This is a genomic window from Altericroceibacterium xinjiangense, from assembly GCF_003958635.1.
Lineage (GTDB): Bacteria > Pseudomonadota > Alphaproteobacteria > Sphingomonadales > Sphingomonadaceae > Altericroceibacterium_A > Altericroceibacterium_A xinjiangense.
This window is the reverse complement of sequence record NZ_RSEK01000002.1, coordinates 53,214-66,565: the sequence shown is the minus strand read 5'-3', so window position 1 is coordinate 66,565 and position 13,352 is coordinate 53,214. Positions and strand designations below refer to the sequence as shown.

Genomic DNA, 13,352 nt, shown 5'->3' with positions numbered 1-13,352 from the left:
ACTACAGGTTTCGATGAACAATCCGCGGTCAGACGACACAGCCGGCTCCCCAGCCGACCCGATGCTTGCCGGCTTTCGCCGCAGCATCGACAACATCGACGCGGCGCTGATCCACATGCTGGCGGAACGATTCCGCATCACGCAGGCCGTGGGCGAATACAAGGCGCAGGCCCAGCTCCCCCCGGCCGATCCTTCGCGGGAGGAACGGCAGATTCAGCGCCTGCGCAAGCTGGCCGAGGAAGCCGATCTGGACCCGGAATTCAGCGAGAAGTTCATTCGCTTCGTGATCGAGGAAGTGATCCGGCACCACGAGCGCGCCCGGCGCGCCTGATCGCGCGGGTAGCGAAGCGGGCTATTCCGCAGGAGCGCGCGGCAGGCAGAGCCTGACCAGCAGCCCGCCCAGATCCTCGCTTTCCGCCAGGCTGACCGATCCGCCGTAGATTTCCACCACATCGCGCACGATCGCAAGGCCAAGCCCGGTACCCGGTTTTTCCGTATCGAGCCGCGCCCCGCGCTGGAAGATGGATTGCCGCTGGCTTTCGGGAATGCCCGATCCATCGTCCTCCACCCAGACGACGCAGCATTCGGCCTCCGGTTCGGCATCGACGGTGACGAACACGCTGCCGCCGCCGTACTTGGCTGCGTTCTCGATCACGTTGCCGACCAACTCATCGAGATCCTGCCGCTCGATCGCGACTTCCGCCGCGCTGGACCCGGCGATGTCGAACCGCACTTGCGGATAGAGCCGGGCTACCGCCCGTTCCACCGCTTCGGCGCTTTCCAGCACGTTGGCGCGGGCAAGGCCGACCGCGCGCCGCCCGGCCGCGCGGGCGCGGGCAAGGTGATGATCGACTTGCCGACGCATTACGGAGGCTTCGCGCAGCACGGTTTCGTCCAAATTGGGCGACTGGGCGCTGGCGGCGTTGGTCAGGACGGTCAGCGGGGTCTTGAGCGCGTGCGCGAGGTTGCCGGCGTGGGTCCGCGCTTCTTCCGCCTGCCGTTCCGAGTGGGCGAGCAGCGCATTCAGTTCCTCCACCATCGGCTGGACTTCCAGCGGCAGGGGGTCGGTCACCCGGTTGGTGCCTGCGGTGCGTATCCGGGCGATGGCCTGGCGGATGCGGCGCAGCGGGCCAAGGCCGTACAAGGTCTGCAAGCCCGCCATCACGAACAAGCCGATGCCGAGCACGGCGAAGCTCCACGCCAGGATCGCGCGGATGCTGGCGATCTGCGCGTTCAGCGAATCGCGCGCGGCGCCGACGATGAACCACCACCGCGTGTCGCTGCCGGGCAGGACGATGGACCGGGCGGCGACCCGCAGCGGCTCCCCTGAAAATTCGTCGGAATCGTAGTGGTGCGGTTCGAAGTCCGCGAGCTCCGCCCCCGGGACCGTCAGGCTGCGGTCCCACAGGGAACGGGAGGGGAAATCCTCGCGGCCCTCTCCGCTGATCTGCCAGTAGAGACCGCTGTTCGGCTCAAGGAACCGCTGATCGCCCAAGGGCCGGTTGAAATAGACATCGCCATCGTCCCCGACTTCCGCCGAAGCGATCATCGCGGTGAGCATGTAGTCGAGCTGTTCGTCGAATTGCTGCGTCACCAGCGATGTGAGCGTACGATCGAGCGCGAGACCGCCGACCAGCAGCAGGATGAAGATCCAGCCCGCCGCGATCAGCATCATCCGCCGGGCAAGGCTGCCCGTGTGCAGCGGCCCGGCCGCGACGGTCACCTGTTCCTGCTCCGGGCGCGATGGTCCGTCCGCAGCGGCGCGAGGCGCGTCTGCGGGCCGGGCCTCACTCGCCGCGGTGGGGTTCGTCGGGGTCGTCGAGGCTGTAGCCAAGGCCACGGATGGTGGTGATCACGTTGGCACCCAGCTTCTTCCGGATGCGGGTGACGAAAACCTCGATCGTGTTCGAATCGCGGTCAAAATCCTGATCGTAGATATGTTCGATCAGTTCGGTGCGGCTGACGACCTTGCCCTTGTGGTGCATCAGGTAGCTCAGCAGCTTGTATTCCTGCGCGGTCAGCTTGACCGGCTCTCCCGCCCGGGTGACGCGGCCGGACCGGGTATCCAGCCGGACGTCGCCGGCGATCAGTTCGGACGAGGCATTGCCCGACGCGCGCCGGATCAGCGCGCGGAGGCGGGCAATCAGTTCCTCCGTCTGGAATGGCTTGGCGAGGTAATCGTCGGCCCCGGCATCGAGACCGGCGACCTTGTCCGACCAGCTGTCGCGCGCGGTCAGCACCAGCACGGGGAAGTTGCGCCCTTCCTTGCGCCACATGCCGAGCACGGTCAGCCCGTCGATCTCCGGCAGTCCGAGATCGAGCACGACGGCGTCGTAATCCTCGGACGCGCCGAGGAAGTGTCCGTCCTCTCCATCGGTCGACAAGTCGACGGCGTAGCCGTTCTGTTCAAGGGTCGACTTCAGCTGTTCCCCGAGAGTGGGCTCGTCCTCGACGATCAGAATGCGCATTGTTGCCGGTCCCCTGTCTTCACGCGGCCCGAGATGTGGGCTCTGTTAAGGAACGCGTCAACCGCGCGCCTGTTTCATCGGGCCGTTCATGAAACCCTTCAGCGGGAACGGGCAAGCACCTTGCCGGTGCGCGCATCGACATCGAGAAACACGACTTTGCCGCTGCGAATGAACTTGAGGCGATAGGCCATCGCGGCCGGATCGTACGAGGGGCCGAGGTATTCGTGCCCGGCCATCTGCGGCAGGATCTTCTGCTCGATCTCACGCAGCGGCATCAGGGTGCCTGACCGCATTTCCTTGCGCGCGTGCTGCTGCTCGTCATGCGCCTGGGCAAAGCCGGGGGAGAAGGAGAGGCCGCTCATGAACACGGCGGCGGTCAGGGTCAGGATCGGCTTGCGCATGCCCCGCCCCTAGGCCCGGTCCATTGAACCGTGCGTGAATGTTGCCGCCGGTGCAGAGTGCGATGCAGCGGCTTTGCCATTGCCGGTTGGTCCGCGAGTCCCTACCTGCCCGCGAATGGCGGAAGCTCCGATCCTCAGTTGGGAAGGCCTTGGCCTTCAGCAAGGCAGCGGCTGGCTGTTCCAGGACCTTAACCTGTTCATCGGCCCGCGTGACCGGCTGGCGCTGATCGGGCGCAACGGTGCGGGCAAGACGACGCTGCTGCGCCTGATCGCGGGCGAGATCGAATCCGACCGGGGGCTGCGCACGCTGAAACCCGGCTTGAAGATCGTCCTGCTGGAACAGGAGCCGCGCTTTACCGCCTGCGATACCCTGATGGACTTTGCGCTGTCCGGCACGGATGCCCCTGCCCGCCACGAAGTGGAAGCAATCGCCGACCAGCTCGGCATCGACATGGAGCGGGAGGCGGCAAGCGCCAGCGGAGGCGAGCGGCGGCGCGCCGCCATCGCCCGCGCGCTGGCGCAGGACCCGGACTTGCTGCTGCTGGACGAGCCGACCAACCACCTCGACCTCGCGGCGATCGACTGGCTGGAAAGCTGGCTGCAGCGCTACAACGGCGCATTCGTCACCATCAGCCACGACCGGACGTTCCTGAAGCGGCTGACGCGCGCGACGGTGTGGATGGATCGCGGAGGCTTGCGGCGCAAGGAAATCGGGTTCGGCGGGTACGAGGCATGGGAAGAGCAAGTCTATGCCGAGGAAGCGCGTGCGGCGGACAAGCTCGACGCCAAGCTGAAGATCGAGGCGCACTGGCTTGAACGCGGGGTAACCGCGCGGCGCAAGCGCAACCAGGGCCGGCTGGAAAAGCTGTGGCAGATGCGCGCCCAGCGCGCATCGATGATCAGCCCGGCGGGCACGGCGAAGATGAAGCTCGTCAGCGACGAGGTGAAGACCAAGGCCGTCATCGTCGCCGAGAACGTGACCAAGCGGTACGAAGACCGCACGATCATCAAGGACTTCACCTTGCGCATTCAGCGGGGCGACCGGATCGGCATCGTCGGCGCGAACGGGGCGGGCAAGACCACCCTGCTGAAGATGCTGACCGGCGAACTTGAGCCGGACGAGGGTACGATCACGCTGGCCAAAACCCTGAGCGGGGTGATGGTGGACCAGCAGCGCAGCCTGCTTTCACCGGAAAAACGCGTGCGCGACATTCTGGCCGAAGGCGGCGACTGGGTGGACGTGCGCGGCACCCGCAAGCACGTTCAGGCCTACCTCAAGGACTTCCTGTTCGATCCTTCGCTGATCGACGCCCGGGTCGGTACGCTTTCGGGCGGCGAACGCTCCCGCTTGCTGCTGGCGCGGGAATTCTCGCGCTTGTCCAACCTGCTGGTGCTGGATGAGCCGACCAACGATCTCGACCTCGAAACGCTCGACCTCCTGCAGGAAGTGATTGCGGATTACGATGGCACCGTGCTGATCGTCAGCCACGACCGCGACTTTCTCGACCGCACGGTGACGGTGACGCTCGGCCTCGATGGCTCGGGCCATGTCGATGTGGTCGCCGGCGGGTACGAGGACTGGCAGGCGAAACGCACGCAGCGCAACGCGCCCGCGAAAGCGAAGCCGAAAGCCGACACGGCTCCGCCGCCTCCCCCGCCGCCGCCGTCCCGGACCAAGCTGACCTACAAGGACCAGCGCGACTACGACTTGCTGCCAAAGCGGATCGAGGAGCTGGACGCGCAAATCGCTCGCGGCGAGGCGGATTTGTCCGATCCCCAGCTTTATACCCGTGATCCTGACCGGTTCGCGCAGCTGACCGAGCAACTGGAAAAGACCCGTGCCGAGAAGGACGCGGCTGAAGAACGCTGGCTGGAACTCGCCGAACTCGTCGAAGGGTAAAGGGGCCGGACGTTTCCCGCCCGGCCCCGAACTGCGCCCCCGTCCGCACTGCCATGTGTTGGCTCCTGACACGTGCTCGGCCACCGCGCCGATCACGCGTCAGGCGAGGCGGTAGAAGTCCGCCACGCGCTCCAGCGCCAGCTTCAGCACCAGCTTGCCGCTGCGCGCCGGCCATTCGAGGATCTTTTCCGCGTCGGGCAGCCCCTCGCCCGCGCAAACGACGCGCCAGAGGATGTCCTGCAGCCCCTTGCCCGCCGCGCCCATCGCCCCATCGAACCGGGTGCGCGCCGCGATCTGGCGTTCGGTCGCGTTCAGCCCCCGATCGGCGGTGCTGCGGATCTGCACCGGGCTCCAGTTCATCGTCACGCTGGGGGGCAGCTGGGCGCGTTCGTAATCGGTGCGCAGGCGCTCCCCCGCATCGAACAGCCGTTCTTCCAGGTGTCCGCGGGCGAACAGCCAGGCCAGCGGCGATTCGGCGAGATTGACCGTGACGCTGCGCTTGCGCCGCCCCACTCCGGGCAGGCGCCGCACGCCTTCGGACGTCAGTTCCCTTTCGGCAAGTTGCTGTTTCATCCGCGAATCTCTCCTCTCGACGCGCTCCCCTCTTGCCAAAGGAAGGTTAGTGTAGGAAAGGAAAATAACCGCACCGGTTATGAGGTAAGCACGGTGATCAATCGCATACGGGACATTCGCAAGGACAAGGGCCTGACGCTGGCCGAAGTTGCGGAACGGTGCGATCCGCCCACCACTGCGCAAACCATCGGCCGTCTGGAAACCGGGATGCGCAGCCTTTCGCTCGACTGGATGAACCGGATCGCTGCGGCGCTAGAAGTCGATCCCGAAATGCTGGTGAAAGGGGAAGACACCGCCGAAGCGCAAGTCGTCGCGCGGCTTACCGATGCCGGGGCTGAGGCGCTCTCCGCTCCGCGCGCTGCGATGTTGCCGACCGACCTCAACAGCGGGGCCCCGCTCGTCTGCCTGACCGTCGAGGCGGCGCAAGGCGAATACCGCGCAGGCGACCAGGTCTGGCTGCGCCAGTTTCCGCTGGAGGACGTATCCCGGATGATCAACCGCGACGTGCTTGTCCCGCGCAGCGGCGGGCGCTTTGCGTTCGGACGGCTGATCGACCGCAATGGTGAGATGGTGGGCCTGCTGCCCCCCGGCACGGGCCAGCGGCAGATCGTGATCGACAAGCCGGCCTGGCTGGCGGTGGCGGAAATGCTGGTTCGGAAGCTGTAACCCGCGGCCCTGTCAGGGCCGGGGGGTCACTCTTTCCGCCCGGTCACCGGGTCCTTCCGCAGGCACGAAGCTGTCGGACGAAACCCCCAGCCAGATCAGGATCGGCGCGGCCATGTAGATCGAGCTGTAGGTTCCGACGAAGATGCCCAGCGTGATTGCCGCGGTGAAGCCGAACAGGCTGGCCGGGCCGAGTACGAGCAGCGAGATCAGCACGATCAGCAGCGTCAGCGAGGTCATGACCGTGCGCGACAGAGTCTCGTTGACCGACAAGTCGAGCAACTCGGGCAGCGGCATCCGGCGGTACTTCTTCATGTTCTCGCGGATACGGTCATAGACCACGATCGTGTCGTTCAGCGAATAGCCGATGATCGTCAAAATCGCGGCGATGATCTTCAGGTCGAATTCGAACTGGAACAGGGCGAACATGCCCAGTGTCAGGACAACGTCGTGGAACAGCGCAAACAGCGCGCCGACGCCGAATTGCCATTCGAACCGGATCCAGATGTAGATCGCGATGGCAATCATCGCCAGCACCAGCGCGTACATCGCGGTGGTGAACAGTTCCCCGGAAACCTTGCCGGAAACCGCGCTCAGGTCATCGATCCGGGCGCCGGGGAAATTCTCGGTGATGGCGCTGGTCACCCGGGTGGTCATCGCATCGGACGCCTCCGGATTCTCGGCGATTTCCGGCGGCAGGCGGAAGCGGACCGAGACCTGGTTTTCCGCGCCCGAACGCTGGATGACCGGATCACCGTAACCGAGCGCTTCCACCCGTTCCCGCAAGGAAGCCACGGGCGCTTCCTGGTCCTGAGTGAAGGTCACCTGGATCTGCTGCCCGCCGACGAAATCGACGCCGAGGTTGAGGCCCTTGGTGAACACAAGCGTCAGGCTGGCCGCGATCAGGAGCAGGCTGACGATGTAGAACGGCACCCGCCACTTCAGGAAGTGGATGTTGGTGTTGTCGGGGACGAGCTTCAGCAGTCTCATGGGTAGCCTTACACGTTGAGGTCGGTCGGCCGCGCGCGGCGCAGCCAGCCGGCAACCCACATCCGGGTCAGGGTAACGCCGGTGAACACGGAAGTGAACAGGCCGATGATCAGCACGATGGCAAAGCCGCGCACCGGACCTGACCCGAACAGGAACAACAGGGTTCCGGCGATGAAGTTGGTCACGTTTGCGTCATAGATCGCGCGGCTGGCTTCCTTGTAGCCGTTCTCGACCGCGGCGATCACGCGGCGGCCGCGTTTCCGCTCTTCCCGGATACGTTCGTAGATCAGCACGTTGGCGTCCACCGCCGCGCCGATCGTCAGCACGAAACCGGCAAGGCCCGGCAGGGTCAGCGTGGTGTTGAGGATCGCCATGATGCCGAACAGCATCAGCACGTTCAGCACCAGCGCAATGTCGGCATAAAGGCCGAAGCGGCCATAGGTGACGACCATGATCACCAGCACGGCCAGCGCGCCGACGCCCATCGCGATCAGGCCCTTGCGGATCGAATCGGCACCCAGTTCCGGCCCGACAGTACCCTGCTGGATCACGGTGAGATCAACCGGCAGCGCGCCGGAGCGCAGGGAGATCGCCAGCTGGTTTGCGCTTTCGACCGTAAAGTTGCCGGAAATCATCGCCGTTCCGCCGAGGATCGGCTCGTTGATGTTGGGCGCGGAGAGCACTTCTCCGTCAAGGATGATGGCGAAAGGCTTGTTGACGTTCTCGCTGGTCAGCCGGGCGAAACGGTCCGCGCCCTGCTTGTCGAAGGTGATCGACACCACCGGCGCATTGCCCTGCGATTCGAAGGTCTGCTGCGCGTTGATCAGCGAATCGCCGCGAATTCCGCCCAGCCGCCGGACGGCGATCTGCTGACCGGCAAACCCGCTGTCCGCCGCGTAGGGCACGATTTCCGCCCCCGGAGGCGCGATTCCCTGGGCGAGGTCGGCGGGCGAAGCAGTCTGGTCGACCAGCTTGAATTCGAGGTTCGCCGTCTGGCCGAGCAGGTCCTTCAGCGCGGTAGGATCGCCCAGCCCCGGTACTTGCACCAGGATGCGCGTATCGCCTTCCCGCAGGACCGTCGGTTCCCGGGTGCCGAGTGCGTCGATGCGCTTGCGAACGACTTCGGTCGCGCTGTCCATTGCCTGCGTGACGGCGGTTTCAAGCCCAGCCTGCGTCTGGGAGAGGACGAAGCGGTTGCCGTCCAGCACCTGCAGGTCCCATTCCCGCACCATGCCGACGCCGTTCATCAGCGGGAGCAGGATCTCGCGGGCCCGGTCGATCTCCGACGGGTCTTCCAGCATGAAGCTCAGGGTGGCGCCGCGGCTGGAGATATCGCCGATGCGAATCGGCGGATCGGCTTCGCGCAACGCGCCGCGCACGGCCTCTTCCATCGTTTCGGCACGTTGCCGGGCGACCTGGGCGGGATCGGCTTCGAGCAGGATGCGGCTGCCGCCGGCAAGGTCCAGCCCCAGGTTGATCTGCGGGTCGGGCAGGGAATCCGGCCACCGGGCACCCGTCATGGAGACGAGCGAAGGGATCGAGGCCGCGATCGCCACAAGGGTGATCAGCCAGTACCAGACTTTTTTCCAGCGAGGAAAATCGAGCATGTTCGCGCCGGTCCCGATAGGATTAATCGTTGGCCGGCTTGCCACTCGGCGCGACGATGTCGCCGATGGTGGACTTGACGGCCTTCACGCGCACGCCTTGTGCGATTTCGATATCCGCATAATCATCGTCCACCCGGACGACCTTGCCGATCAGGCCGCCGGCGGTGACTACCTGGTCCCCCCGCTTGATCGCAGCAATCTTGGCGCGGTGCGCTTTCTGCTGGCGCATCTGCGGACGGATGATCAGGAACCAGAAGATCGCGATCATTCCGATGATCGGCAGGAAACTGGCCCATGCCGGAGGCTCTGCCCCGGCCGCACCGACAGTAAGGAAATCAAGCATGGCGAAGACCTGTCATGTCCGAAGATCGGCAAAAGAATAGCGCACCGCCAGTCCCCGAACCGGGGCTGCGGTGAATACCGGCGCCGCCTAGCAGCAAAGGAATCGACTGGCAACGCGCCCGCTTGCCATCGTAGAACGCGCAGCCTATAGGCCCGCTTCCACTGATCGGGACGTAGCGCAGCCTGGTAGCGCACCACACTGGGGGTGTGGGGGTCGCTGGTTCGAATCCAGTCGTCCCGACCAGTGGTTTAGCGGCCTCACCGCCGCGTTCCCCCACAGCGACGATTTTTCCGCTTGCGGTCTCGATCCGCACGGAAGCGACCTTCAGCACCGCTGGAGCCTGCCGATTCTGCGCGCACCTGCAACTGACCGGCGAGTCGGCACTGCGGTTGCGGGAACGTGAGAGCTTTCCCGCTCGAGCACCCGGCGGAAGCATTCGCCGCTGCGTCCGCGCTGCACCGTTCAGGCTTTGGCGGAAGTGTCCCCTTCGGGATGACCGGGACCGCCGCGCTGCGCCGCTGGCTGCGCGGGGAATTTCGCGCAGGAGATCACAGAGCCGGGGCGATCATCGGGGTTGGAGCCGGGAAGCTGATTCGCAGACCTCGGAGAGCGCCTGAACGCCGCCTCCCGACACTCTGCCCCGGATCCCAAAACAGCCGCGTCACACGTCCGGAAGCTGCGCGATCAGCTTGTCCGGCGTAATCGGGAAATCGCGCACTCGCACGCCAGTGGCGTGGTAGATCGCGTTGCAGATCGCGCCGCCCGCCCCGCAAATGCCCAGTTCGCCTACGCCCTTGGCCTGCAGCGGACTGGCTGCCGGATCGCGTTCTTCCACCAGCACCGCGTCGAGATCGGGCACGTCCAGGTTCACCGGCACGTGGTATTCGGCCAGATCCGGATTGACGATGTGCCCATCGCGCCGGTCGAACATCAGCTGTTCGGTCAAGGCTTGCCCGATCCCCCAGGCCATGCCGCCGATGCACTGCGAAAGGGCGGTCTTTTCGTTGAGCGCGCGCCCGATGCCGAACGCTCCGGTCATCCGGCGAACGCGTGTCTCGCCGCTCCAGGCGTTCACCGCGACCTCGGTGAAGAAGGCGCCGTACATCGCGGTGGAATACTGGCCCTTGATCTTGCCGACCTCGAACTTCCCGATTTCCTCGATGTCCGCGCCTTGCAAAAGGTCGGGATAGGCGGCGCGCCGGTTGCCGCAGGTGGCGAAGCCGTCCTTCAGCGTCAGTTCGTCGGGTTTGCAGCCGAGCCGTTCGACCAGCCGATCACGAATGGTCTCGCACGCCAACTGCACGGCCGACCCGGTCGATGCCGCGCCGTGGCTGCCGCCGGAGCCGGGGCCGGGCGGGAAGTCGGTATCCCCCAGCCGGACCAGCACGTTTTCGGGATCGAGCCCCAGCATCTCGGCCGCGATCTGGCGCAGCACGGTGTAGGTGCCGGTGCCGATATCGGTCATGTCGCTGGCGACGATTGCCGTGCCGTCCGCCTGCAGCGTGACGCGGGCCTGCGCGTTGGCGAGGTTGTGGACGCGTGCCGCGCTCGCCATGCCGGTGCCGATCCACCAGTCTCCCTCCCGCCGCTGGGCGGGTCGCCGGTCGGAACCGTCCCAGCCGAAGCGTTCGGCCGCCACATGCAGGCACTCGGCCAGCTTGCGGGAGCTGTAGGGGATGTCCATCGTCGGGTGCCGTTCCGGGATGTTGCGCAGGCGCAATTCGACCGGATCGATGCCGACGGCGTTTGCCAGTTCGTCCATCGCAGCTTCGAGAGCCTGCATTCCGACTGCCTCGCCCGGCGCGCGGACGGACCCGGCAGTGACGCGGTGGATTCGCGCCAGGTTGATCGCCAGCTTCCGGTTGTGCCCGGCGTAAAGGAACTTGCTGGCCTGCGTGACCGGCTCAGCGAATTTTTCGCCCGGAAGATTGCTGACGCGCGCTTCGTGCCCGAAGGCAGTCAGGCGCCCGTCGGCATCGGTGCCGAGCCTCAGCCGCTGTTCCGTTTCCGAACGGCGGATGACGCATTCGAACACTTGCCGCCGCGTCATCACCACCCGCACGGGGCGGCCCAGTTCGATCGCCGCGACGGAGGCGGCGACCAGTTCCGCCGCGATGCCGAGCTTCGATCCGAAACCGCCGCCGACGTAGCGGGAAATCAGCCGCACCCGCTCGGGCTCAAGGTCCAGCGCGTCGGCCAGTTCGTTGATGTTGTAGTTGAGCATCTGAAGGCTGGAATGCGCCGTCAGCGTATGCCCGTCCCATTCGGCGATGCTCGCGTGCATCTCCATCGCCGCACTAACCTGTCCTTGAGTCGTGTAGGTCAGGTCGACCGCGTGCGCGGCTTCCTTCATCGCGTGGTCGATGTCGCCCTGGATCGTGGGTTCCTTGTGCGGCTCCGCCTTCGCTTCGTCCGGGTTGATCGCGACGTTGTCCCGGTCCTCTACCCGGTAGCGGACCTTCAGCCGTTCGGCGGCGTGCTGCGCCTGCGGACCGGTTTCGGCGACCACCAGCGCGATCGGCTGGCCGAAGTATTCGACGTTGCGCACCTTCTGGACCGGAGCCTCGTTCGCCCCGCCCTGTGCCGAGCGCGCGATCATCCGTTCATCGGAAATGACCGCGATCACTCCGGGAAGGGCGAGCACCTCCTCCTCATCGAAGCCCAGCACTTCGCCCTTGGAAATGCTGGCGAGAACCAGCACGCCTTCGGCGCAGTTCGGGATGTCGTGCTCGGCGGCATACGTTGCGCGGCCAGTGACTTTCGCGGGCCCGTCCGGCCGGTCGAGTGGCTTGCCGATCACGCCTTGCGCCGTGTGATCGAGCAGGTTGCGGGTATCGGGTGCGTCCATGCTGCGCGTCGTCACTGGCCGCCTCCCGTTGCGTTCCGTAGGACTTCTTTCAGCGTTCGCCGGGCCAGCGGGATCTTGTAACCGTTGTGCCCGTAATCTTCCGCTCCTTCGAGCAGCAGGTCAGCCGCCTTGTCGAACACGGCATCGGACGGGACTTCCCCCGCCAGCAGCGTCTCGATCCGCGGATCGTGCCACGGCTTGTGGGCCAGCGCCCCGAAGGCAAGGCTCGCCTCCGCGATCCGCTCCCCGTCCATGCGGACGACCGCCGCGACCGACACGAGGGCGAAGGCATAGGAGGAGCGCTCCCGCACCTTGCGGTAAAGCTGAACACCTTGCGGCGGCGGCGGCAGAACCACGCCCGTAATCACGTCGCCAGGCTCTAGCACGTTGTCCTTCTCCGGCTCATCCCCGGGCAGGCGATGGAAATCGCGCACCGGCACATGCCGCCGGCCGCCACTCGCCTGCAGGATCTCGACCGTGGCATCGAGGGCATAAAGCGCGACGGCCATGTCGCCGGGATAGGTCGCGATGCATTGATCGCTGGCGCCGAGGATCGCGTGGATGCGGTTGATCCCGTTCAGCGCGGAGCAGCCGGTGCCCGGCTCCCGCTTGTTGCACGGCATCGCAGTGTTGTAGAAGTAGTAGCAGCGGGTGCGCTGGCACAGATTGCCCGCGGTGGTCGCGCGGTTGCGGAGCTGAAAGGTCGCCCCGGCCAGGATCGCGCGGGAAAGCACCGGGTAATCGCGCCGCACCCGCGGGTCGGCGGCGCAGGCGTTGTTGGATACGAGCGCACCGATCCGCAGCCCTTCGCCTTCCGGCTCGATCTGCGCCATCGGCATGCGGTTCAGATCGAACAAGCGCTCGGGCGTTTCGACTTCCAGCTTCATCAGGTCGAGCAGGTTGGTGCCGCCCGCTATGAAGCGGCCGCCATCGCGCTGCTGCTGCTGGGCGGCATATTCCAGGCTTTCGGGCCGGATGTAATCGAACGGCTTCATTCGCCTGCCTCCATCGTTTCAAGGATGGCTTCGACGATGTTGGAATAGGCGGCGCAGCGGCAGATGTTGCCGCTCATCCGCTCGGAAATCTCTTCCCGCGTCAGCTTTACCTCGCCGTCGAGGTCGTCGCTGACGAAGCTGGGCCAGCCGGCCTTCGCCTCCTCCAGCATCGCTTGCGCGGAGCAGATCTGTCCGGGGGTGCAATAGCCGCACTGGTAGGCGTCGTGCTTCACGAATGCGGCCTGAAGGGGGCTGAGGTCGTCCGGCGTGCCCAGCCCTTCGATCGTGGTGATGGCGTCGCCATCGTGCATCACGGCGAGCGAGAGGCAGGAATTGATCCGCTGTCCGTTGACGATCACCGTGCAGCTTCCGCACTGGCCGTGGTCGCAGCCTTTCTTGGTTCCGGTCAGGCCGCAGTCGCGGCGCAGGAAATCGAGCAGGCTGGTGCGCGGGTCACCGGAAAATTCGTACGTGTCGCCATTGATCGTGAGGGATCGATTCGTTTGGGGCAAGGCCGCCTCCCTTTGTAAGCCCTCCCAACGCACAAGCGCGCGGAACGGTCCT

General features: G+C 65.7%; 13 protein-coding genes and 1 tRNA gene. 4 read left to right on the top strand and 10 right to left on the bottom strand.

Features of this window, described 5'->3' with window-relative positions:
- Positions 1-13 precede the first annotated feature (13 nt).
- Positions 14-331, top strand: coding sequence for a chorismate mutase (locus tag ELY13_RS02500; protein ID WP_126172573.1), 318 nt, complete (start codon positions 14-16; stop codon positions 329-331).
- 21 nt (positions 332-352) lie between these two features.
- Here ELY13_RS02500 and ELY13_RS02495 read toward each other — a convergent pair whose 3' ends face one another.
- The 3 genes from ELY13_RS02495 to ELY13_RS02485 form a co-directional block, all read right to left on the bottom strand.
- A complete protein-coding gene (locus tag ELY13_RS02495; RefSeq protein WP_126172572.1) occupies positions 353-1,675 on the bottom strand; it encodes a sensor histidine kinase in 1,323 nt (440 codons plus the stop codon).
- Positions 1,676-1,787: 112 nt separating this feature from the next.
- Positions 1,788-2,468: a response regulator transcription factor gene (locus ELY13_RS02490; protein ID WP_126172315.1), complete on the bottom strand. Its 681-nt coding sequence runs from the start codon at positions 2,466-2,468 to the stop codon at positions 1,788-1,790.
- 98 nt (positions 2,469-2,566) lie between these two features.
- Entirely contained in the window at positions 2,567-2,869 is a 303-nt protein-coding gene (locus ELY13_RS02485; protein WP_126172314.1) for a PepSY domain-containing protein, read from the bottom strand.
- 115 nt (positions 2,870-2,984) lie between these two features.
- On the opposite strand from ELY13_RS02485, the gene ELY13_RS02480 reads away from it, so the two are divergent.
- Positions 2,985-4,769 carry an ABC-F family ATP-binding cassette domain-containing protein gene (locus ELY13_RS02480; RefSeq protein WP_126172313.1) on the top strand — a complete coding sequence of 595 codons (1,785 nt, stop codon included), beginning with the start codon at positions 2,985-2,987 and terminating at the stop codon, positions 4,767-4,769.
- Positions 4,770-4,868: 99 nt separating this feature from the next.
- Here ELY13_RS02480 and ELY13_RS02475 read toward each other — a convergent pair whose 3' ends face one another.
- Positions 4,869-5,342, bottom strand: a complete 474-nt coding sequence (locus ELY13_RS02475; protein WP_126172312.1) for a DUF6456 domain-containing protein — start codon at positions 5,340-5,342, stop codon at positions 4,869-4,871.
- Between the two features lie 93 nt (positions 5,343-5,435).
- Between ELY13_RS02475 and ELY13_RS02470 the strand changes: the two genes are divergently transcribed.
- Complete coding sequence (locus ELY13_RS02470) at positions 5,436-6,008, top strand: helix-turn-helix domain-containing protein (RefSeq protein ID WP_126172311.1); 573 nt, start codon at positions 5,436-5,438, stop codon at positions 6,006-6,008.
- A gap of 12 nt (positions 6,009-6,020) precedes the next feature.
- On the opposite strand, the gene secF is transcribed toward ELY13_RS02470, so the two are convergent.
- Genes secF through yajC form a run of 3 tightly spaced genes read right to left on the bottom strand, consistent with a single transcriptional unit; the run spans position 6,021 to position 8,945 of the window.
- A complete protein-coding gene (gene secF, locus ELY13_RS02465; RefSeq protein ID WP_126172310.1) occupies positions 6,021-6,995 on the bottom strand; it encodes a protein translocase subunit SecF in 975 nt (324 codons plus the stop codon).
- Between the two features lie 8 nt (positions 6,996-7,003).
- Positions 7,004-8,602, bottom strand: a complete 1,599-nt coding sequence (secD, locus tag ELY13_RS02460) for a protein translocase subunit SecD (RefSeq protein ID WP_126172309.1) — start codon at positions 8,600-8,602, stop codon at positions 7,004-7,006.
- A 22-nt stretch (positions 8,603-8,624) separates the two neighbouring features.
- Positions 8,625-8,945, bottom strand: coding sequence for a preprotein translocase subunit YajC (gene yajC / locus ELY13_RS02455; RefSeq protein ID WP_126172308.1), 321 nt, complete (start codon positions 8,943-8,945; stop codon positions 8,625-8,627).
- Positions 8,946-9,111: 166 nt separating this feature from the next.
- Between yajC and ELY13_RS02450 the strand changes: the two genes are divergently transcribed.
- A tRNA-Pro gene (locus ELY13_RS02450) sits at positions 9,112-9,188 on the top strand.
- A 418-nt stretch (positions 9,189-9,606) separates the two neighbouring features.
- On the opposite strand, the gene ELY13_RS02445 is transcribed toward ELY13_RS02450, so the two are convergent.
- From ELY13_RS02445 to ELY13_RS02435, 3 genes are read right to left on the bottom strand one after another with little or no spacing between them, the layout of a single operon-like run.
- Positions 9,607-11,793 (bottom strand): xanthine dehydrogenase family protein molybdopterin-binding subunit, encoded by a 2,187-nt coding sequence (locus ELY13_RS02445; RefSeq protein ID WP_126172571.1) that lies wholly within the window; start codon positions 11,791-11,793, stop codon positions 9,607-9,609.
- Between the two features lie 11 nt (positions 11,794-11,804).
- Positions 11,805-12,788: an FAD binding domain-containing protein gene (locus tag ELY13_RS02440; protein WP_126172307.1), complete on the bottom strand. Its 984-nt coding sequence runs from the start codon at positions 12,786-12,788 to the stop codon at positions 11,805-11,807.
- A complete protein-coding gene (locus ELY13_RS02435) occupies positions 12,785-13,300 on the bottom strand; it encodes a 2Fe-2S iron-sulfur cluster-binding protein (protein WP_126172306.1) in 516 nt (171 codons plus the stop codon). Before ELY13_RS02435 ends, ELY13_RS02440 begins: the two co-directional genes overlap by 4 nt.
- Between the last annotated feature and the right edge of the window lie 52 nt (positions 13,301-13,352).